16 protein-coding genes are annotated in these 20,616 nt (G+C 60.1%); 7 read left to right on the top strand and 9 right to left on the bottom strand.

All coding sequences use genetic code 11. From position 1 onward, the window contains the following. Window positions 1–123: 123 nt before the first annotated feature. The gene (locus HKK57_RS26080) at window positions 124–1,491 is read right to left on the bottom strand and encodes an amidase (protein ID WP_029292959.1); all 1,368 of its coding nucleotides are present in this window, start codon (window positions 1,489–1,491) and stop codon (window positions 124–126) included. Between the two features lie 13 nt (window positions 1,492–1,504). Continuing rightward, on the bottom strand, window positions 1,505–2,836 hold the full coding sequence (locus HKK57_RS26075; RefSeq protein ID WP_169391112.1) for an MFS transporter: 1,332 nt from the start codon (window positions 2,834–2,836) through the stop codon (window positions 1,505–1,507). A gap of 212 nt (window positions 2,837–3,048) precedes the next feature. On the opposite strand from HKK57_RS26075, the gene HKK57_RS26070 reads away from it, so the two are divergent. Then, window positions 3,049–4,077 carry a LacI family DNA-binding transcriptional regulator gene (locus HKK57_RS26070; protein WP_169391111.1) on the top strand — a complete coding sequence of 343 codons (1,029 nt, stop codon included), beginning with the start codon at window positions 3,049–3,051 and terminating at the stop codon, window positions 4,075–4,077. Between the two features lie 154 nt (window positions 4,078–4,231). On the opposite strand, the gene HKK57_RS26065 is transcribed toward HKK57_RS26070, so the two are convergent. After that, a complete protein-coding gene (locus HKK57_RS26065; protein WP_029292952.1) occupies window positions 4,232–5,020 on the bottom strand; it encodes an AraC family transcriptional regulator in 789 nt (262 codons plus the stop codon). 85 nt (window positions 5,021–5,105) lie between these two features. On the opposite strand from HKK57_RS26065, the gene HKK57_RS26060 reads away from it, so the two are divergent. After that, entirely contained in the window at window positions 5,106–6,101 is a 996-nt protein-coding gene (locus tag HKK57_RS26060; RefSeq protein WP_169391110.1) for a bile acid:sodium symporter family protein, read from the top strand. Window positions 6,102–6,218: 117 nt separating this feature from the next. Here the strand turns inward: HKK57_RS26060 and HKK57_RS26055 are convergent, their stop codons facing one another. Further along, window positions 6,219–6,737: a hypothetical protein gene (locus HKK57_RS26055; protein ID WP_169391109.1), complete on the bottom strand. Its 519-nt coding sequence runs from the start codon at window positions 6,735–6,737 to the stop codon at window positions 6,219–6,221. 330 nt (window positions 6,738–7,067) lie between these two features. Between HKK57_RS26055 and HKK57_RS26050 the strand changes: the two genes are divergently transcribed. The 3 genes from HKK57_RS26050 (at window position 7,068) to HKK57_RS26040 (ending at window position 10,036) form a co-directional block, all read left to right on the top strand. Beyond that, window positions 7,068–8,249 carry a sugar transporter gene (locus tag HKK57_RS26050; RefSeq protein WP_169391108.1) on the top strand — a complete coding sequence of 394 codons (1,182 nt, stop codon included), beginning with the start codon at window positions 7,068–7,070 and terminating at the stop codon, window positions 8,247–8,249. Window positions 8,250–8,427: 178 nt separating this feature from the next. Beyond that, window positions 8,428–9,681, top strand: coding sequence for a hypothetical protein (locus HKK57_RS26045; protein ID WP_154907376.1), 1,254 nt, complete (start codon window positions 8,428–8,430; stop codon window positions 9,679–9,681). Continuing rightward, the gene (locus tag HKK57_RS26040) at window positions 9,635–10,036 is read left to right on the top strand and encodes a hypothetical protein (protein ID WP_169389585.1); all 402 of its coding nucleotides are present in this window, start codon (window positions 9,635–9,637) and stop codon (window positions 10,034–10,036) included. Before HKK57_RS26045 ends, HKK57_RS26040 begins: the two co-directional genes overlap by 47 nt. A gap of 85 nt (window positions 10,037–10,121) precedes the next feature. Here HKK57_RS26040 and HKK57_RS26035 read toward each other — a convergent pair whose 3' ends face one another. The 5 genes from HKK57_RS26035 to HKK57_RS26015 all read right to left on the bottom strand — a co-directional run bounded on the left by HKK57_RS26035 (window position 10,122) and on the right by HKK57_RS26015 (window position 16,817). Continuing rightward, window positions 10,122–12,566, bottom strand: coding sequence for a TonB-dependent siderophore receptor (locus HKK57_RS26035; protein WP_154907378.1), 2,445 nt, complete (start codon window positions 12,564–12,566; stop codon window positions 10,122–10,124). 101 nt (window positions 12,567–12,667) lie between these two features. Continuing rightward, window positions 12,668–13,627 carry a FecR domain-containing protein gene (locus tag HKK57_RS26030; RefSeq protein WP_029292944.1) on the bottom strand — a complete coding sequence of 320 codons (960 nt, stop codon included), beginning with the start codon at window positions 13,625–13,627 and terminating at the stop codon, window positions 12,668–12,670. Then, a complete protein-coding gene (locus tag HKK57_RS26025; RefSeq protein WP_029292941.1) occupies window positions 13,624–14,130 on the bottom strand; it encodes a sigma-70 family RNA polymerase sigma factor in 507 nt (168 codons plus the stop codon). Before HKK57_RS26025 ends, HKK57_RS26030 begins: the two co-directional genes overlap by 4 nt. Window positions 14,131–14,445: 315 nt before the next feature. Further along, entirely contained in the window at window positions 14,446–15,690 is a 1,245-nt protein-coding gene (locus HKK57_RS26020) for a saccharopine dehydrogenase family protein (protein ID WP_029292938.1), read from the bottom strand. Between the two features lie 29 nt (window positions 15,691–15,719). Further along, complete coding sequence (locus HKK57_RS26015) at window positions 15,720–16,817, bottom strand: carboxynorspermidine decarboxylase (RefSeq protein WP_070995917.1); 1,098 nt, start codon at window positions 16,815–16,817, stop codon at window positions 15,720–15,722. Window positions 16,818–17,220: 403 nt separating this feature from the next. Here HKK57_RS26015 and HKK57_RS26010 point away from each other — a divergent pair, with 403 nt between their 5' ends. Together HKK57_RS26010 and metE are read left to right on the top strand one after the other, a co-directional pair. Beyond that, a complete protein-coding gene (locus HKK57_RS26010) occupies window positions 17,221–18,006 on the top strand; it encodes a M12 family metallopeptidase (RefSeq protein WP_169391107.1) in 786 nt (261 codons plus the stop codon). 95 nt (window positions 18,007–18,101) lie between these two features. Further along, window positions 18,102–20,390 carry a 5-methyltetrahydropteroyltriglutamate--homocysteine S-methyltransferase gene (gene metE, locus HKK57_RS26005; RefSeq protein WP_070995915.1) on the top strand — a complete coding sequence of 763 codons (2,289 nt, stop codon included), beginning with the start codon at window positions 18,102–18,104 and terminating at the stop codon, window positions 20,388–20,390. Window positions 20,391–20,616: the final 226 nt, after the last annotated feature.

Genomic DNA, 20,616 nt, shown 5'->3' with positions numbered 1-20,616 from the left:
GCTGCTTCGCAGCCCAGCGCGGGCGATGCGGCGTTCCGACAAGCCCGCTCGCCACAAGCCAGCTCCCACCTTCGTTCTGCAGCGCCCCCCTGTGGGAGCGGGCTTGCCCGCGAAAGCGGTAGTTCAGTCACCACCTGAAATCGGCACAAACAGCTGGCTCATCACCTGCAACAAGTGATCATCCGCGCCCGCCGCGCCTATCACTTGCAACCCCACCGGCATGCCCCTCACGTGCCCCACCGGCAGGCTGATCGAGGGCAGGCCGGTGAGGTTCCAGGCGCTGGTATGGCTGAGTACGGCGGCGCGTACGTCAATGTCCTGTTCGCCCACGCGCACTTGGCGTGCGTTCACCTGTGTGGCGGTAATCGGCACAGTGGGTGAAACCAGCAAGTCATAGTCTTCGAACAACCGCGCCATGGCCGCTTTGTACTGCGCCTGGCTGGCCTGTGCGCGAATGTACTGCCAGCCTCTGACCTCGCTCGACACCTCAAGGCGCTCGCGTACCTCCTGGTCAAATTTGTGCGGCGCATCGCGCATGCGTTCGGCATGTACCGCAAAGGCTTCGGCACGTTGCAAGGTCTGCAAGGTGTCCTTCATGCCTGCCGCGATTTTTTGCAGCGCGTCAGTCTCTTGCAGCGCTTCGCCAAACAGCTGTTGCGCCGCCTGGTAGACCTGCTGATGCAGCTCGGCATCCACCGGGCCGAAGCTGGCGCACGTGATCCAGCCCACGCGCAACGCTCGAGGCGTGGCCGCCGGCCGGCAAGCGCGTCCTGCCAGCACTTCGAACAACAGGCGTGCATCTTCAACGTGGTTGGCGATGGGGCCGACGTGGTCGAGGCTGGACGCGAGCGGGAACACCCCGTCCAGCGGCACGCTGGCAAACGAGGGCTTGAAGCCGACCGTGCCGCACAAGGCCGCCGGAATCCGGATCGAGCCGCCCGTGTCGGTACCCAGCGCCAGCGGCACCATGCCGCTGGCCACCGCCGCGGCACTGCCGGCGCTGGAACCGCCGGTGATGCAGCGCGCATCCCACGGGTTGCGCGCCGCGCCTTGCAGTGAGCGGTCGCCAGTCGGGCCATAGGCGAACTCATGGGTCAAGGTCTTGCCGATAATCACCGCCCCGGCCTCGCGTACGCGTTGCACGCACAGCGCATCGTGGCTGGGTTTGAAACGGTCGAAATGCGCTGAACCGTAGGTGGTGATGTAGTCAAACGTGTCGATGTTGTCTTTGACCGCTATCGGCATGCCCTGCAGCGGGCCCAGGTCCTGGCCTTGGGCAAACAGCGCGTCGGCCTTGCGGGCCTGGGCCAGAGCCACGGGGGCATCAACATGAACGAACGCATTCAACGCCGGGTTCAAGCGTTCGATGCTGTCCAGCGCGGCCTGCGTCAACTCGACACTGGTCACGCTGCCGGCACGCAGGCGCGCGGCCAGCGTGATGATCGACTGACCAAAAAAGTATCCAGCGTGGGTAGGCTTCACCAGGCTCATAAATGCAACTCCATCAAACAGCAGCGGGTTGAGAGGACGGGGCAACCTGACGCCCGCCCGCGCGCACCATCAGCATTGCGCTCATGCCCAACGCGGTGGCCACGGCGGCGGCCACGAACATCGATGAATAGCCGTAACGCACGGTCAGGTAGCCGGTCAGCATGGGGGCGATAAACGACGCGGTGTTGGCGATAAAGTGCGTCATGCCGCTGTAGGCACCCACCCGATTGGACGGCGCGGTGTCGATGACCACCGCCCAGTACACGGAGTTGGGCAGGGCATTAAGCGCATTGGCCAACGTCATCAGGGCAATCACGCCCCAGACGGTCTGGGCTTGGGAAACCATGATGAAACACAAGGTTGTCAGCAGCAGGCAGGTCGCGGCCAGCCAGCTGCGGGCGACTTTCAGGTTGCCGGTGCGGCGCAGCAGCAAGTCCGAAATCTTGCCGCCCAGCAGTACGGTGAAGCAGGCGCCGGTCCACGGGATCATGCCCATGTACCACAGCGACGACAGGTTGTAGTGGAACTCGTCCTGCAGGTATTTGGGGGTCCAGGTCAGCAGCAGGAATGTCACGTACACAAACGAGAAGTAACCGACGGCGTTGAACAGCAGGTCCTTGTTCTTGAAGAAGTGCCAGAGCGGCGCAACGCTGGTAGTGGGCGTCGACGCATTGGCGGCTTCGGCGCGCTCTTTGCGCAGGAAGTCGAGTTCGGCCTTGGACACGCGCGGGTTTTCATCCGGGGTGTTGGTGAAGCGCGTCATGAAAAACACCAGCAGCGCCAGGCTGACCACACCCAACACCACGAACATGCTGCGCCAGCTGCCGGTCAGGTTTTGCAGGCCCACAGCCACAGGCGCGGTGAGCAATGCGCCCAATGGGGTACTCAAGAGGCCGACCGCAACCACAAAACCGCGCTCCTTGGGCGTGGCCCAGTTGGCCACGCTCTTGTTGATCACCGAGTAGGCCGGACCTTCGGCAAAGCCGAACATCACGCGGATCGTGGCGAAACCGGCCATGGCCGAGCCGCCGAGAAACGCCAGGCCGAAGTCGCCGGCAAATGCCGTGGCGATTTCGAAGACCGACCAAGTGCCACCGGCGATCAGCCAGATGCGCTTGGCACCAAAGCGGTCGGCCAGAATGCCGCCGACCAATGCCCCAAGGATGTAGCCGTAACCGAAGTAGCCCAGGACGTTGCCCCAGTCGGCTTTGTCGAAACCGTACTCGGGAAGAATGCTCGCCGACGCATAGGCAATCGCGCCACGGTCGATGTAGTTGAGCAGGGCCATGAGCATGATCAGGAAGAAAATCTGGTAGCGGAAGGACGGGATAGCGGGGCTGTTCATAGGGATCTGACTCTTCAAAATGATGGCAGAAGTCAAAAAGTCGGCCGCGTCCGGCGTATTTTTATTGGTTGCCCAAACGTTTGGGTAGGCGAAATGTAAGGTGGGAAAAAATTTTAGTCAAACGTTTGGGTAAAGATTTATCTGCGGCTGCGGTACGCCCGTTCGGGTAGAATCTGCGCGCTAAATATCAGACAGTCGGAAGCCCCTCAGACATGCCGAGCCCATCTCGTCCAGCCACCTTGAAGTCCATGGCGACCGCACTTGGCGTGCATGTCTCCACGGTGTCCCGGGTACTCAACGGCGACCCGGCCGGGGTCGAGCGAGCGGCGTCTGCCGAAGTGGTGGCGCGTATCCGGGAGTTGGCAAAAGAGCTGGATTATCGGCCGAACACGCAGGCATCTAGCCTGAAACTGCGCAAAAGCCAGGAAATCTGTGTGCTGATGCCGCGCCTCACCGACCTGGTGATGGCGACCATTTACGACAGCATCGACAGTGCGGCCGAACAGGCCGGCTACCTGACCTTCGTCTCCAATACCGACGACCAGCAACCCCGCCAGATGGCCCGTGCCGAACATGCCTTGCGCCGCTCGGTGGCCGGGCTGATCGTCGGCGACTCACATGTCGGCGAAAGCCAACCGCTCCTGGAACTGCTGACGCGCAAGCACATTCCCTACGTGCTGGTCAGTCGCCAGATTGCCGGGCATCTGGCGGCGTGCAGCGACGATGAACGTGGCGGCTGGCTGGCGGCCGAGCACTTGTACCAGTTGGGCTGTCGCGATGTGGCCATTCTGGCGGGCGAACGGCATGCCTCCACCGGGGCTGATCGCACGCGCGGGTTTACCCGTTATTACCGGGAGCAAGGCATTACGCTGCGCCCGGAATGGACGCTCAATGGTCCTTTTGACAGCCTTACCGGGCACCACCAGGGCGAGTACCTGTTGGGGCTCAGCCCAAGGCCACAGGCGTTTTTCGCGGTCAATGACTTCCTGGCCATCGGCTTGATGGGGGCCGCACGTGACAAGGGCCTGATGCCGGGCAAGGACATTGCCGTGGTGGGCTTCAACGACATACCACTGGCCAATGAACTGATGGTGCCCCTGACCAGCGTGCGCCTGCCCCTGGCAGACATGGGCCGGCATGCGGTTGAGCTGCTGCTCAAGCGCATCGAGGGCGAGGCGTGCGAGTCGATCATGGTGGCGCCGCAGTTGCAGGTGCGGGCGAGTTCGTCTTTGTTGCGCTGACTGAGGGCTGGCCATCGGCGGTGGAAAATGTGGGAGCGGGCTTGCCCGCGATAGCGGTGCTTCAGTCACTGAATTTATCAAATGACACACCATCATCGCGGGCAAGCCCGCTCCCACAGGGGATTGTGCGAGGCCAACTCTCGGGTCAATCCAGTCAGCGAAAAAACTCCCCGGGCGTCGTATCAAACTGTTGTCGAAACGCGGCGATAAACGCCGAAACCGACTCATACCCACACCCCAGCGCCACGTCCGTCACCCGCTCGCCGCGTTCCAGGTCGGGGAGGGCGCCGAGCAGCCTCAGCCGCTGGCGCCAGGCGCGATAGGTCAGGCCGGTATCGCTCACAAACAACCGGCTCAGGGTTTTTTCGCTGACCCCCAGGCGCTGGCTCCACTGCCCCAGCGTGGTCGCCTGTTCCGGGTGCAGGCTCAGGCTGCGATAGATCTGGCGCAACCGGCTGTCCAGCGGCAGCGGCAGCATCAGGTCCACCTGTGGCGCGGCGGCGAGTTGGTCGAGCAGGACTTGGGCCAGGCGCCCATCGGGGCCGTCTTCGGCATATTCCACCGGCAGTTCGCTGAAGCGGCGGATCAACTCGCGCAACAGGTCACTCACCGCCAGCACCTGGCAGCGCTCCGCCGCCCAGGCGGTCACGCTGCAGTCGAGGTACAGGCTGCGCATTTCGGTGTGCGGCGAGCTGAACACCCGATGTGGCATACCCGCCGGGATCCAGACCGCCCGTTGCGGCGGCGCCACGAAGCGCCCGGCACTGGTCTGGATCTCCAGCACTCCGGAGATTGCATACGACAACTGCACCCACGGGTGGCTATGGCGGCGGGTCAGGGCGCGATTGGGCAGCGATTCGGTACGGCCATACACCGGGCGTGGCAGGCTGGAGAGCCCGGGAATGCTACGGCGAACGGCCTTGTCGTGTCCTTTTGGCGGCATTTACTGGCTCATTGGCGTTAGTCGGTAACAAGCCGTTACGTTAGAGTCGGCACGACGCCCTGGCAACCCCTGGAAAGAACAGCCCATGACTCGCCCCCGGTTTTTACCCGATAACTTCACCCTGACCTTGATTGCCACGGTGGCCCTGGCCTCTTTGCTGCCCGTCAGCGGCCAGGCTGCCGTGGCCTTTGGTTGGGTGACCAACCTGGCCATCGCGCTGTTGTTTTTCCTGCATGGTGCCAAGCTGTCACGCCAGGCCATCATCGCCGGTGCCGGGCACTGGCGTTTGCACCTGTTGGTGTTCAGCCTGACCTTCGTGCTGTTCCCGCTGCTGGGCCTGGCCCTCAAGCCGTTGCTGTCGCCGATGATTGGCAAAGATTTGTACATGGGCATGCTTTATCTGTGTGCGCTGCCGGCCACGGTGCAGTCGGCGATTGCCTTTACGTCGCTGGCGCGGGGCAATATCCCGGCGGCGATTTGCAGCGCGGCGGCGTCCAGCCTGTTCGGGATTTTCCTTACGCCGTTGCTGGTGACGCTGCTGCTCAATGTGCATGGCGACGGCGGCTCCACCGTGGATGCGATTCTCAAGATCAGCGTGCAACTGCTGCTGCCGTTTATCGCCGGGCAGATCGCCCGACGCTGGATCGGCGAGTGGGTGGGGCGTAACAAGAACTGGCTGAAGTTCGTCGATCAGGGGTCGATCCTGCTGGTGGTCTACGGCGCGTTCAGCGAAGCGGTCAATGAAGGCATCTGGCATCAGATTCCGTTGTGGGAATTGGCCGGTTTGCTCGTGGCCTGCTGCGTCTTGCTGGCACTGGTGCTGTTGGCGTCCGCGCTGTTGGGCAAGGTCTTTGGGTTCAATCAGGAAGACCGCATCACCATCCTGTTCTGCGGCTCGAAAAAGAGCCTGGCCACGGGCGTGCCGATGGCGCAGGTACTGTTTGCCGGCAGCACCATGGGCGTGTTGATCCTGCCGCTGATGCTGTTCCACCAGATCCAGTTGATGGTCTGTGCGGTGCTGGCCCAGCGTTACGCCAATCGCCCGGAGTCCATTCCTGGGGTGAAAGCACAAATCAACTAGTAAGCAACTGTTGCTAAGTATCGTGGTACTCAAGGGCTATGTTTGCGCATAGCCCTTTTTCTGATCTGTAATTTGGCTCGTATAAAACTGGAAGTGAAAGCCTTCAAGCCAAAATACCTATTTAACGCCATCTGCTAGGCGAGAAAATTGTTGAATAGTGCTAACGTTAAATTTTTCTTTCTTGTATGGGCTAACCCCTTCGCTGGCCTCTAATTGATTGATTATTGTGTAAGTGTCATGGTTGCGGAAATAATATATATCTGTGTCATTGATATATGCGAACTCGGTTGCTAGTTCTTTGGGGGTTTTTGCTTGGCGGCTTGGGTTTGTATGGTAGGTGATATATGTGTCAAGCCTTGCCAGTCTCTCCAGTCTCGCTTTTCTAGTGGGGGGGACTATATCTGCCTCTTTGAATTCGGAAAGTTCAGTTACGAGGTCCATATGTAACTCTTCGTCTTTGCCTTGGTGAGTTATTACAAATTTTTTGCTGGTCACGTCGTAACTTTTGAGGACCCCAGTAGTAGCTATACGCGTACCGGTTTTATCTACATGTATGACCTTGCACCCAAATCCAATACCTATGCTTTTGAACAGCTTTTCCACATTCGATTCTAGAGTATTTTTACCTTCTGCCATGATGCTTCTCCGATCATTGTATTCGTCACGCAGATTCGTAACGTACGTCGATCGTGACGTGCAGAAAGCTTCGTGGCTACTGTAAGAACTGACAGTCTCACAGGCCGAGAAGCGATAAGTACGTTGAGCTTTATTACTTTTTGGTTTTCTGATGGTACTTGGGATTTGTGGTGGTGAGACTAGCCGGCCTGATCTCCGCATAGGAGGGGAAAGTAGATTCTTCACCTTTTTAATGCGTGTAAGATCCACCACTGTTTCACCCGGTCCCTTATCTATCAGGCGATTAAGCCAACGGCCTGTCACGCCATTGATCGAGTACAACGTTTTTATATGACTACCTCAGCGGCTCCCTCTCAAGCCAACTGGCAACCGGTCATCGCCCTGGCGCTGGCCGCCTTTGTGTTCAACACCACTGAATTCGTCCCGGTCGGTTTGCTCAGCGCCATTGGCGCCAGCTTCGACATGCCGATCCCCAAGGTCGGTCTGATGCTGACCATCTATGCCTGGGTGGTGTCATTGACGTCGCTGCCGGTGATGTTGCTGACGCGCAACGTCGAGCGGCGCAAGTTGCTGATTGTGCTGTTCGGCCTGTTTATCGCCAGCCATCTTCTTTCCAGTATGGCCAACAGTTTTGGCTTGTTGATGGTCAGCCGTATCGGCATTGCCTTGTCCCATGCGCTGTTCTGGTCGATCACCGCGTCGCTGGCGGTGCGTCTGGCGCCGCCGGGCAAGCAGGTCCAGGCCTTGGGGCTGTTGGCCACGGGAACTTCGTTGGCAATGGTTCTGGGGATCCCCCTAGGGCGCCTGCTGGGCGAAGCCATGGGCTGGCGCACCACATTCATAGTGATTGCCGGGTTTGCCGCCGCGCTGGTGTTCTGGCTGGCGCGCACCTTGCCGTTGTTGCCGAGCCAGAACTCCGGTTCCCTGCGTAGCCTGCCGCTGCTGTTCAAGCGCCCGGCGCTGGTGGCGTTGTATGTGTTGACGGCGATGGTGGTCACCGCGCAGTTCACGGCCTACAGCTATATCGAGCCCTTTGTGGAGCGCGTCGCCGGCCTGGGCGGCAATGCCGTGACCCTGGTGCTGTTGGTGTTTGGCGGGGCGGGGATCATTGGCTCGTTGCTGTTCAGTGTGCTGCACCGCTTCAATCCTTACCGCTTTCTGCTGGTGGCGGTGGCGGTATTGGCCCTGTGCCTGGGGCTGCTTCTGCCGTTGAGTGGCGATGTGTCGTACCTGGTGGTGTTGAGCGTGTTCTGGGGCATGGCGATCATGGCCTTTGGCTTGGCGTTGCAGTCCAAAGTGCTGGTGCTGGCGCCGGATGCAACTGACGTGGCGATGGCCATGTTCTCCGGGATCTACAACATCGGGATTGGTGGCGGGGCCTTGCTCGGCAGTTGGGTCGGCGGGCACTTCGGCTTTGCCTGGATCGGCGCGGCCGGGGGCTTGCTGGCGGTGGCGGCGCTGGGGCTGTACTGCCTGTCGATTTATCGGTTCGGCCAGGGTGGCGTGAGTTGATCCGGTGGGCTGCGGCAAAACCGCTCTTTATGGACCATTTTTTGGTTTTTTAAAACCTGTCAGATTTGACAGTTGTCGTGATGGCTTTCCCGGTTCTTACTTCCTCCTGAAACCAGCGCGTTCCTGATCGGTATGCGTTGGATTGAAGGACGAATAACTTTCCAGGGACGGACCGATCATGCAGAACTTATTTAAATTCGCGATCCTGCCAATGATGGTGAGCGGCGGGGCCTTGTTGTGGGGCTCGAGCGCGGCGGTCAATGCGGCGACTTTTGTCAATTTGGGCAACGCGGCGGGCGCGCAATGTGCGACTAACGGGGTCAACGACAGTGGTCAGAGTGTGGGTAATTGCTCTCAAGACGACCCTAGCGCCAATGGCGAGCCCTGGTATGCAGCCTCTACTGCCGGGCCCCAGCAGATCTTGCCTTCGTTGGTGGCCAATCAGCCTTGTGCGGTGGGGGCCATTGCCAACAACGGATCGCTGCTGGGCAGTTGCGCCGATGCGAGCGGTATTAATTTTGCCGTGACCTGGAGTGCCGCCACGCCCAGTGGCGCGCCGACCAAGCTGACCCCATTGCCGGCGACATTCCTGATCCCCCTGTTACGTCCTGCCGATGTGCGGACCGCCGCAACCGCACAGAACCAGCAAGGGGCGGTGCTTGGCCTGAGTATCAGCGGTGCGAGCGCGGTCACTGTCGTTTTATATATGCCAGGCATTGCGACACCCTTGCGTATTTCCGGTTGGGGCGACATGTGCCAGGGTGCCGTTGTGAACAACACTGCTATCAACGGTTATCCCAGCCTCCTGCTGAACTGTCCGGTCAATGGCAAGCCAGTGGCTCGAGTCGCTACGCGGGGGGCGAGCGCGTACTCGATCACTGACTTGCCTTTGGCAAGCGGGGCAACTGCATGCTGGGGCGTGGGTATGAACGATCTGAACCAAGTCGTGGGCACCTGTACTTTTCCCACCACGCCTCACCATAGCAGTAAAGCCGCGTTTTGGCCTTCACCCACCAGCGCGCCTCGGCTGCTGACATTACCGTTGGGCGCCAACAACACCGGGGTTGCGGTGAACAACGCCGGGCGTGTATTGGCGCGAGGCATGGCACCGACGGGCTTTACCACGGATTTCTTTTGGGCGGACACCACCACCAGTTTTGGTGTGCGGCCTATCGCGTTTTTGCCGGGTAGCGTCAGTACCCGTGCTTTCAGCCTTGCGGAAAACGACACCGTGGCGATGGACTGCACCAATAGCAATGAATACGCCACCGCCTGCACCTGGGATCCTATCAACGCTACCGTGCCCATCCCCCCTTTGAGCGGTGGACTGCAGAGCGCCCTGAGCAGTATCTCCTTCAGCGGAACCTATGTTGCGGGTGTGGCCAATGATGGTGCACAAGACGATATTGCCGTGGTGGCGCCGTTGCCCTGAACGTTCACAAGGTGTTGGTTATGCGGTTGAGGAGGTTGAGATGAAAAGGACAGCGGTTTTTTTTGCACTGTTGATGGGCGTTCAGGTACTGGCGATTTCAGTGACATACGCAGTGGGGATGAAAGGTGGAATCTACTATCCGGGAGGCAATATAGGTGAAGAGGGCATCGCTATTTTCGCTCCGATCGACCAAGTATTCAGTTGGTTATTTCCACCCGAGAAGGTAGTCGAGGCGCCCAGAGTGGGCCCGATTGGCGGGAAGGAGGCCAATGCGCCCAACCCGTTTGTGTGCCGTGGCAAAGGCGTCAAGTTCGTACAAGAGGGCTCGACAGTCAGAACGGTTTACTGCGATTGACCTGATGGCTAACAAAGCCTTATTGCCAGGGTAGACCCGCTTGCAACAGCAACCGGGCCTACCCCAACGGGCCGGCGTCAACCCCTCAGAACTGCGGCGTGTATTTGACGCTGAACATCACATTGCGCGGATCACCGTAGAAGTTGTTGCCATTGAGCTGGTTGTACCCGGACGCGTAGTAGGTCTTGTCGAACAGGTTGTTGGCATTCATCGCCAGCCCTACCTCCGGCGTCAGCTGATAGGCCAGGCGCGCATTCCACACCGTGTAGCCCGCCACGTCATAGGTGTACTCGTAGCCCAGGGTATGGCTCTGGGTGGTGAAGCCCAACCCGGCGCTGACCTTGCTCCAGTCGCCGCTGAACTGGTAGTCGCTCCATACCCGCAACATGTGCTTGGGTGTCCATTGGCTGAACACTCGGCCTTTGTTGTCGCGATCTTCGAGGTACTTGGTGGTGTTGTAGGTATAGCCGGCAAACAGTTGCAGGCCGCTCAGCACTTCGCCGCTGATTTCTGCTTCCAGGCCTTGGCTGCGCACCTTGCCGGAACTCGTTGCGCAGTAAGTGCCGCCGCAGATTTCGCCCAGGGAGTAGTCGGTGATCGCGCGGTTTTCCTGGTCATAGCGGAACAGCGCCAGGGAGGTGTTGACCCGGCCATCCATCAACTCGCCCTTGAGGCCGATTTCGTAGTTGCTGCCAATCACTGGCTTGACCACCGCACCGCTGAGGTCGCGCGGGGTCTGTGGCTCGAACACGTCGGTGTAGCTGGCGTACACCGCCCACTCGCGGCTCAGGTCGTAGACGATCCCGGCGTAGGGCGTGACTTCGCCGGTTTCGTTGGTGGTGCTGGGTTTGTTGACGCTGGTGGCGTGGGTCACCGCCGTGATGCCCGAGGAGGTGTAGCTGTAGTCATACCAACTGACACGGGCGCCAAGTACCAGGGTCAACGGGTCGATCGGCTTGACGCGCCAGCTGCCATACAGGCCTTTTTGGCGGATGTCGTACTTGCTCGGTGTTGCGCGGCCGCCAGGGGTGTTCATCAGGCTTTCGTAGGTGACTTCGGGGCGGTGGTTATTGATGTCGAAGATGTTATCGGTGCTGTCATTGAACGTCCGGGCGATGACGTCGTTGGTGGTGTACTTGGAGTAGTTGCCGCCCAGGGTGATTTCCTGCGCCATGGACAGCGCCTCGAAACGCCCGGTGAGGTGGGTGTCGAGGCCGATCTTGGTGCCATCGAAATCGGTGTACCAGTCGGCATATGACACGCCGGCGCCGTCGGCTTCGATGCCTTCGTTGTTGGTCTGTACGCGCTGGTGGGTGGAGGTGTTTTCTTCATGCATGCGTACCGCGCCGACTTTGAGCTTCCAGTCGTCGTTGAAGCGGTGCTCCACGTCGGCATACAGGGTGGTGACGTCGATCTGCGAGTGGTTCCAGCGTGAACCGGTGAAGGTCGAACGTGACAGGTCGATCGACTTGCCGGTGGCATAGCGTGGCAGGCCGCGCAGCATCGGACGCGACTCGGCATTGGTGCGGCTGACGGCCAGCCCCAGGGTGGTGTCTTCCTGCAGGTCGAAGTCCAGGGCGCCGTACAACGAGTGGGTCTTGCTCCATTCGTAGTCGATGAAGGAGTCGCTCTGGTCTTCGTCCGCCACCATCCGCCCACGGACCGTGCCGCTCTGGTTCAGCGGGCCGCCGGCGTCCAGCTGCAGGCCGTAGTGGTCCCAACTGCCGGCCTTGGCGGTGAGGGCGACGGTGGGTGCCGCTTGCCCGCGCTTGCGCACCAGGTTGATTGCGCCACCCGGGCTGCCGGTGCCCTGTAGCAGGCCGGAGGCGCCGCGCAGCACTTCCAGGCGGTCGAAGAAGATCAGGTCCTGGGTGGCCCAGTTGCCCAGGGCATAGGTATTGCGCGGGATCGGCACGCCGTCGTACTGCCAGTCGTCGATCTGGAAGCCGCGGGAGGTGATGATCATGCCTTTGCCCACGCCTTGCACACCCACCAGGCCAGTGGTCTGGTTGACGGCGTCCTTGAGGTCGACCAGGCCCTGGTCATCCATTTGTTTGCGGGTCATCACCGTGATCGACTGGGGGATTTCCTTGAGGGTGTGGGTGCCCTTGCCGATAGTCACGGCCCGTGCGGCGTAGGAGCCGGAATCTTCAGTGATGGTGGGGTCGATGCTGTGGGCGGCAATGGATGTCACGCCCAGTTGCAGCGCGGCGCCGCTGTCGGCGGCAGGCTCGACGCTGAAATTGCCTTGCCCGGTCACCCGCAACTGCAAGCCGCTGCCCGCCAACGCACGGTCCATGGCCTGTTCGGCCGGCATCTGGCCGATCACCGCCTGGGCCTGCTTGCCCTGCACCAACACCGGGTCCAGGGACACAATACGCCCGCTCTGGCTGGCAATGGCGTTCAGCGTTTGGGCCAGCGGGCCGGCCGGCAAATTGAAAGACAGGCTTTGGGCCTGTACCAGGGCAGGGCTCGCCAGGGTTGCCAGGGCAACGGCGACGGAAAGGGCATGGGGCCAAGGGTTGAGCACAGCATTCTCCTGAAGGTGTGGACGTGTCAGGAGATAGGTGGGCCGAGAAATGAAAACCGGACACAAATAAGAGTGATTTGCATAAAAAAGTTTTGCCCGGGTTACCTGGCACGAATCAGGGTCAGCCACGGGCTGTAGTGATCCACCCGGATCGGCAGGGTTTCGGCCAGCGCATCGAAGGCCCGGTGCGGGTCGTTGAGGGGGAATACGCCCTGCACGCGCAGGTCGCGTACCTGCGGGTCGACGCGCACAAAACCACGGCTGTAGGGGCGCAGGGCGCTAACCACCTGTTCCAGGGAGTCGTCCAGCACGTTCAGGTGCCCGGCGAGCCAGTCGGCGCGGTAGCTCTGGTTGCCGGCCAGCGGTTCGATGCGGTTGGCGTGGAGCAGCACCGATTGGCCTTGCTGCACGGTGTGCTGGATGCCGTTGTGCAGCGTCGCCTGGACCGAATGCTCCAGCACCACCACCCGCGTGGCGTCTGGCTCCTGGGACACGAGGAAGCGCGTGCCCAACGCTTGGACACTGCCCTGGGCGCTGCGCACGCGCAGCGGCCGCTGGGGGTCGGCCGCCACCTGAATCACCAGTTCGCCGTGCCGCAGGATGATCAAGCGCTGGTGCTGGTCGAATTGCAGGTCGACGGCGCTGCCTGCGTTCAGGGTCAGGCGACTGCCGTCCAGCAGGGTGAAGGTCTGGCGCTGACCGCGCGCGGTGTGCAGGTCGGCCAGCAGGTCGTCACCCAGCGGGCTGCGCGCCGCCAGCCACAGGCCGCCACCCAGCAGGCCCAGGCCCGTGATGGCGCGCAGCACTTCGCGGCGTGAACCCTGGGGTTGCAACAGCACTTGCCGAGCTTCGCCGGGCAGGCGTTTATCGAGGCTGCGCAAGGTGTTCCACGATCCGCCCAAGCGCTCCTGCAAGCGGGCCCAGGCTTGGGCGTGGGCCGGGTCCATGCCCAACCAGGCGTTGAACCGTTCCTGCAGCAACGCATCCGGTTTGCCCGCGCGCAGACGCACCATCCAGTCAATGGCCTGCTCGCTGACCGGGTCCAGGCGGGCCTTGCTCATGGGGCCATCTCGGCCAGGTAGCATTGGCGCAGGGCTTGTTTCATATAGCGGCTCACGGTGCGCTCAGACAATTGCAGCTTGCGCGCAATCGCCACGTAGCTCATGCCGTCGAGTTGGCTATAAAGGAAGGTGGCCTTGACGATCAGCGGCAGGCCATCGAGGGCGCGGTCAATTGCCACCAGGGCCTGGATCAGTTGCAGTTGGTCTTCGGGGGAGGGCGCCAGCGCCTCGGGGGTCGCGGCGAGCCGCTCCAGATAGGCGGTTTCCAGGCGACTGCGGCGGTAACGATCAAAGATCAGCCGACGCGCAATGGTCGAAAGATAGGCCCGGGGTTGCTCGATGCTGTCGGGATCGACCCGCGCGGCGAGCATCTGGCAGAACGTATCGGCGGCGGTGTCTTCGGCGTCGGCGTGATTACGCACGCGATGCTGGATATGTTGCAGCAACCACCGGTGATGGTCATTGAAAAAGAAGCCCAGCTTGCGGATTGGAGGTGACTGCACGGGTCGACTTTCTCAAGGGTGGTATTGTGAATCGTTCTCAATACTACCGTTTGTGTGAGTACGGCTGCAACAATCCGTAATTGTACGAACGGGTTTGCTTGGGAAAGACGTCACCGATAAAGGGTGTTGGCGGGGTAAACGCGGTGCTCTCAGGTTTTTCGCGAGCAAGCTCGCTCCTACAGGGCATAACGGTGCTGGAAGGTGCTGCGATAGCTTAGGCACTGGCAGCCTTGATATCTGCCCTTGCAACGATCTGGGGGATACTTTTTGATCACTCCCACAGGATGTGGGAGTGATCTTGGGAACAAGACGCTATCAGGCGATAGCATCCCAGGCGCGGTCGCCTTTCTCGTCCTTGATACGGGTCGGCAGGCCCATCACGTCCAGCGCCTTGAGGAACGGCTCGGCTGGCAGTTCTTCGACGTTGGCCATGCGTTGCACATCCCATTCGCCACGGGCTACCAGCAGCGCTGCGGCTACAGGCGGCACGCCGGCGGTGTAGGAAATGCCCTGGCTGTCGGTTTCGGCATAGGCTTCTTCGTGGCAGGCCACGTTATAGATGAACAGCTCGCGCGGCTGGCCATCCTTGGTGCCCTTGACCAGGTCGCCAATGCAGGTCTTGCCGGTGTAGCCCGGTGCCAGGGAAGACGGATCAGGCAGCACGGCCTTGACCAGTTTCAATGGCACCACTTCCAGGCCTTCGGCGGTGGTGACCGGCTTCTCGGAGAGCAGGCCGAGGTTTTTCAGTACGGTGAACACATTGATGTAGTGTTCGCCGAAGCTCATCCAGAACCGCACGTTGGGCACGTCGAGGTTTTTCGACAACGAGTGCACTTCATCGTGGCCGGTCAGGTACAGGTTCTGCGAACCGACTACCGGCAGGTCGTCGGTACGTTTGACTTCGAACATGGTGTTGCTGGTCCACTGGCTGTTCTGCCAGCTCCACACCTGTCCGGTGAATTCGCGGAAGTTGATTTCCGGGTCGAAATTGGTGGCGAAATATTTGCCGTGGCTGCCGGCATTGACGTCGAGAATATCGATCGAATCAATGCGGTCAAAATGCTGTTGTTGCGCCAGCGCCGCATAGGCGTTGACCACACCTGGGTCAAAACCCACACCGAGGATCGCAGTGATGTTCTTCTGCTTGCATTCCTCCAGGTGGTTCCACTCGTAGTTGCCGTACCACGGCGGGGTCTCGCAGACCTTGCCCGGCTCTTCGTGGATGGCGGTGTCCAGGTAAGCCACGCCGGTATCGATGCAGGCACGCAGTACCGACATGTTGAGGAAGGCGGAGCCGACGTTGATGACGATCTGCGATTGGGTTTCGCGGATCAGTGCCTTGGTCGCTTCCACGTCCAAAGCGTTCAGCGCAAAGGCCTGGATCTGGGCGGGTACCTTGAGGCTACCCTTGGCCTTGACGCTGTCGATGATGGCCTGGCATTTGGAGATGTTGCGCGACGCGATAGCAATCCGACCGAGTTCGTCGTTGTGCTGCGCGCACTTGTGGGCCACCACCTTGGCGACACCTCCTGCACCAATGATAAGAACGTTCTTTTTCAATTGCTTTATCTCTCCTTTATCTGTCCGCTTTACGAAAGGCTGGACAGGTAGTCGTCGTAACCAAATTCACGAACCACTTCGACTGTACCGTCGAGTTGTTTCACTACGATGGACGGCATTTTCAGGCCGTTGAACCAGTTTTTCTTGACCATGGTGTAGCCTGCCGTGTCGATGAACGACAGTCGATCGCCGATGGCCAGCGGCTGATCAAATTGGTATTCGCCGAAGATGTCCCCGGCCAGGCACGACTTGCCGCACACCATGTACGTGTGCTCGCCGGTGCTTGGCGCCAGCTTGGCGTTGAGGCGATAGATCAGCAGGTCCAGCAAGTGGGCTTCGATGGAGCTGTCGACCACGGCGAGGTTTTTGCCGTTGTAGAGGGTGTCGAGCACGGTGACTTCCAGGGAAGCGCTGTTGGTGATCGCCGCTTCGCCGGGTTCCAGGTACACCTGCACGTCGTACTTCTGCGAGAACGCCTTGAGGCGTTGGCAGAATGCATCGATTGCGTAGCCTTCACCGGTAAAGTGGATGCCACCGCCGAGGCTGACCCAGTTGACCTTGTGCAGCAGCGCGCCGAAGCGTTCTTCGATGGTGCCCAGCATCTTGTCGAACAGTTCGAAGTCACCGTTCTCACAGTTGTTGTGGAACATGAAGCCCGAGATCTGCTCGATCACGCCTTCGATCTTCACCGGGTCCCACTCGCCCAGGCGGCTGAAGGGGCGCGCCGGGTCGGCCAGCAGGTAGTCGGAGCTGCTCACTTGCGGGTTGACGCGCAGGCCACGGGTCTTGCCCTCGCTGCGCTCGGCAAAGCGCTGCAGCTGGCTGATGGAGTTGAAGATGATCTTGTCGCAGTTGTCGAGCATCTCCTCGATCTCATCGTCGGCCCAGGCCACGCTATAGGCGTGGGCTTCACCTTCGAACTTCTGGCGACCGAGCTTGAGCTCATACAGCGACGAGGACGTGGTGCCGTCCATGTATTCCTGCATCAGATCGAACACCGACCAGGTGGCAAAGCACTTGAGTGCCAGCAGCGCCTTGGCGCCGGACTGCTCGCGCACGTAGGCGATCTTCTGCATGTTGGTCAGAAGTTTCTGTTTGTCGATGAGGTAATACGGGGTTTTGATCATTTTTCAGAGCCTGTGGCGGAGCCTGCCAAAAAAGGACAGGCATTGTGCCCGCACTTCGTCAGGATCGAAAGGTTAGTCAGCGGAATTTGCAGGTTGACGCCATTGATACGCCAGCCCCGTCGCCCTTTTGTAGGAGCCGGCTTGCCGGCGATGGCGGCCGGCAGAGCACGTTGGTGGCGGGCCATCTGCCCTGGTGTCTGCAACCTTCGGCCGCTGCCCGTCCGGCGGGCAGGGGAGAGGCAGTGGTTTGGTTGCCAGATGCATGTTTGATCATGAGCGCCACTTGCGATGTTCACCCGAAAACCTCTGCAACAACACCGCTGGAACCTGCAGCGCAGTCAACTCCACTCCTTAACACCTACACCGGTTAACAGAAAATGTATCTGCTCAAGGAGTCGTTACTGTGACAATTAATCCGAATGCTCATTCAAGTGCTTTTCTACCGTGCTACACACCCAACGATAGCCCCGATACAACGGGCAACATGGATGCATCCGCACTTTCCAGAAACAAACGTGGGGTTGCCACTAAAAGTACGTTATGGCCGCAACAGTCAATAATAAGAATTTCCATGACGGGCATGACCAAAGAGCAAGAAGAATTTACAAAGACCCATATCAACAAATGGGCTCCTCATGTCAATTTGAGTTTTGAGTTCACCAGTGATCCCGACGCAGATATTAGGATTGCTGCAGATAATGGGCTTGAAGGCGGAAGTTCACACATAGGCACCCGGGCGCTGCGGGCACCGGCCGATAAGCCGACAATGGTTATTGGCTTCAAGGGCGGGCTCAATGATTTCAACGCCGGTACGGTGCTGCATGAGTTCGGTCATGCTTTGGGTCTGCAACATGAACACCAACACAAAAACCGTGATTTAGATATTAATTGGTCGGAAATTAACAAGGCCTATGTAGATAAAGGAGGGGCGGAGGAAGTAAAACTGAATTTTGAGCTATTGGATTCGGATGTTATTTCGTCTGATTATGATCGTAAGTCCGTCATGCATTATGGCTTCTCTTCATCTTGGCTCAACGATGGAAACGCCATCCAGGACAACAACGAGCTATCCGAAGGCGACATCAAATTTGCCCGCTCGCTCTATCCACCCGTGGTCGAGAAAAAGCCGACCTCATCCAATTGGTGGGACTTTCGTTTCGCGCACCCGACAACGGCACCTCGATCATGAGCAAAATTCTTGATCATCTGCAATAAAACGAGTTTGTCTCATGATGCCGCGCTACCGACAATAGCTCCCATACCCACACATTGGAGTTTTTTGTCATGGCAGTCGCTCATTCCCTTGGATTTCCGCGCATTGGACGCGATCGTGAACTGAAAAAAGCGCAGGAAGCGTTTTGGAAGGGCGAACTGGACGAAGCCGGCCTGCGCGCTGTCGGCCGTGAGTTGCGCAAGAGCCACTGGGACCTGCAGAAACAGGCCGGCATCGAGTTGTTGCCCGCCGGCGATTTTGCCTGGTACGACCAGGTGCTGACGCACTCACTGATGTTCGGGGTGATCCCCGAGCGTTTTCGCCCGGCCGACGGCCATGCCACCTTGCACACCCTGTTTGCCATGGCCCGTGGTGTCAGCGACAGTTGCTGCGGCGGGGCCCACGCCCAGGAAATGACCAAGTGGTTCGATACCAACTACCACTACCTGGTGCCCGAATTCAGCGCTGACCAGCAGTTCCATCTGGGCTGGGATCAACTGTTCGACGAAGTCAAAGAAGCCCGCGACCTGGGGCACACTGTCAAGCCGGTAGTGATCGGGCCGCTGACTTACCTGTGGCTGGGCAAGGCCAAGGGCGCGGACTTCGACAAGCTCGACCTGCTCGACCGCTTGCTGCCGCTGTACGGCCAGATCTTCCAGCGCCTGGCGGACCTGGGCGTGGAGTGGGTGCAGATTGATGAGCCGATCCTGGTGCTCGATTTGCCCCAGGACTGGAAAAATGCGTTTGAACGCGCCTACAACCTGATCCAGCGTGACCCCCTGAAGAAACTGGTGGCCACTTACTTTGGCGGCCTGGAAGAGAACCTCGGCCTGGCGGCCAACTTGCCGGTCGATGGCCTGCACATTGACCTGGTGCGTGCACCTGAACAGTACCCGACGATTCTCGATCGCCTGCCAGCTTATAAGGTGCTGTCCCTAGGCGTAGTCAACGGGCGTAACGTCTGGCGCTGCGACCTGGAAAATGCCCTGGCCACCTTGCGACATGCCCATGAACGCCTGGGTGACCGCTTGTGGGTCGCGCCGTCCTGCTCGTTGCTGCATAGCCCGGTTGACCTGGGGCGTGAAGACAAGCTCGATGCCGAGCTGAAGAGCTGGCTGGCCTTCGCCGTGCAGAAGTGCGCAGAAGTGGCCGTGCTGGCCCAGGCTATCAACCAGCCAGAAGCCGCGAACGTCGTGGCGGCCTTGGCCCAAAGCCGTGCCGTGCAGGCAGCGCGTGCGGCTTCGCCACGGATCCACAAACCGGCTGTACAAGCGCGTGTTGCGGCCATCACCGCCAAGGACAGTCAGCGTCATTCGCTGTTTGCCCAGCGTATCGCCAAGCAGCGCGCCGGCCTCGACCTGCCGTTGTTTCCGACCACCACCATTGGCTCGTTCCCGCAGACCGCGTCGATCCGCCTGGCGCGCCAGTCGTTCAAGGCCGGCAAGTTGAGCGAGGCTGAATATGTCGAAGCGATGCACAGCGAGATCAAACACGCCGTTGAAGTGCAGGAAAACCTCGGCCTGGACGTGCTGGTGCACGGTGAGGCCGAACGTAACGACATGGTGGAATATTTTGCCGAGCAACTGGATGGCTATGTGTTCACCCGCTTTGGCTGGGTGCAGAGCTACGGTTCGCGCTGTGTAAAACCGGCGGTGATCTTCGGCGACCTGAGCCGTCCGAAAGCCATGACGGTGGAGTGGATCCGCTACGCTCAAGGCCTGACCGACAAGGTGATGAAAGGCATGCTGACTGGCCCTGTGACCATGCTGATGTGGTCATTCCCCCGGGAGGACGTGAGCCGTGAAGTGCAGGCCCGGCAACTGGCGTTGGCGATTCGTGACGAAGTGCTGGACCTGGAAGCGGCGGGTATCAAGATCGTTCAGATTGATGAAGCGGCGTTCCGCGAAGGCTTGCCCCTGCGCCGGGCGCAGTGGCAACACTACCTGGACTGGGCGACCGAAGTCTTCCGCCTGTGCGCCTCTGGAGTACGGGATGAAACCCAGATCCATACCCATATGTGCTACAGCGAATTCAACGACGTGATCGAGTCCATCGCGGCGATGGATGCCGATGTGATTACCATCGAGACTTCGCGTTCGGATATGGAGTTGTTGGACGCGTTCGAAGCCTTCGCTTACCCGAATGACATTGGCCCGGGCGTCTACGACATCCACTCGCCACGAGTACCGGACGCCTCGGAAATGGCCAACCTGCTGCGCAAGGCTGCCCAGCGCATCCCGGCCGAACGACTGTGGGTCAACCCCGACTGCGGCCTGAAGACCCGCGCCTGGCCAGAGACGGAGGCGGCGCTGATTCATATGGTCGCCGCTGCGCGGCAACTGCGCGCCGAACTGGCATAGCAGCAGCTAACCCCAACCCCTCTGTGGGAGCGGGCTTGCCCGCGAAAGCGGTGGTTCAGTCACCCTCGTTGGTGGCAGTTGCACCGCCATCGCAGGCAAGCCAGCTTCCACTTTTGATGGTGGTGTGGCACAAAACTCTATGCCCAACAAAGCCCCCCTGTGGGAGCGGGCTTGCTCGCGAAAGCGGTGGTTCAGTCACCCTCGTTGGTGGCAGTTGCACCGCCAT

The organism is Pseudomonas sp. ADAK21 (assembly GCF_012935735.1).
In the GTDB taxonomy this organism is placed as follows: domain Bacteria; phylum Pseudomonadota; class Gammaproteobacteria; order Pseudomonadales; family Pseudomonadaceae; genus Aquipseudomonas; species Aquipseudomonas proteolytica.
This window is presented reverse-complemented; position numbering and strand designations above follow the sequence as displayed.

Coding starts and splice junctions, on each gene's coding strand:
- HKK57_RS26040 (WP_169389585.1), top strand. CDS start 9,635: ATGATGGTGCACAAGACGATATTGCCGTGGTGGCGCCGTTGCCCTGAA.
- HKK57_RS26060 (WP_169391110.1), top strand. CDS start 5,106: ATGACTCGCCCCCGGTTTTTACCCGATAACTTCACCCTGACCTTGATT.
- HKK57_RS26050 (WP_169391108.1), top strand. CDS start 7,068: ATGACTACCTCAGCGGCTCCCTCTCAAGCCAACTGGCAACCGGTCATC.
- HKK57_RS26055 (WP_169391109.1), bottom strand. CDS start 6,737: ATGGCAGAAGGTAAAAATACTCTAGAATCGAATGTGGAAAAGCTGTTC.
- HKK57_RS26070 (WP_169391111.1), top strand. CDS start 3,049: ATGCCGAGCCCATCTCGTCCAGCCACCTTGAAGTCCATGGCGACCGCA.
- HKK57_RS26030 (WP_029292944.1), bottom strand. CDS start 13,627: ATGAGCAAGGCCCGCCTGGACCCGGTCAGCGAGCAGGCCATTGACTGG.
- HKK57_RS26075 (WP_169391112.1), bottom strand. CDS start 2,836: ATGAACAGCCCCGCTATCCCGTCCTTCCGCTACCAGATTTTCTTCCTG.
- HKK57_RS26065 (WP_029292952.1), bottom strand. CDS start 5,020: ATGCCGCCAAAAGGACACGACAAGGCCGTTCGCCGTAGCATTCCCGGG.
- HKK57_RS26045 (WP_154907376.1), top strand. CDS start 8,428: ATGCAGAACTTATTTAAATTCGCGATCCTGCCAATGATGGTGAGCGGC.
- HKK57_RS26080 (WP_029292959.1), bottom strand. CDS start 1,491: ATGAGCCTGGTGAAGCCTACCCACGCTGGATACTTTTTTGGTCAGTCG.
- HKK57_RS26015 (WP_070995917.1), bottom strand. CDS start 16,817: ATGATCAAAACCCCGTATTACCTCATCGACAAACAGAAACTTCTGACC.
- metE (WP_070995915.1), top strand. CDS start 18,102: ATGGCAGTCGCTCATTCCCTTGGATTTCCGCGCATTGGACGCGATCGT.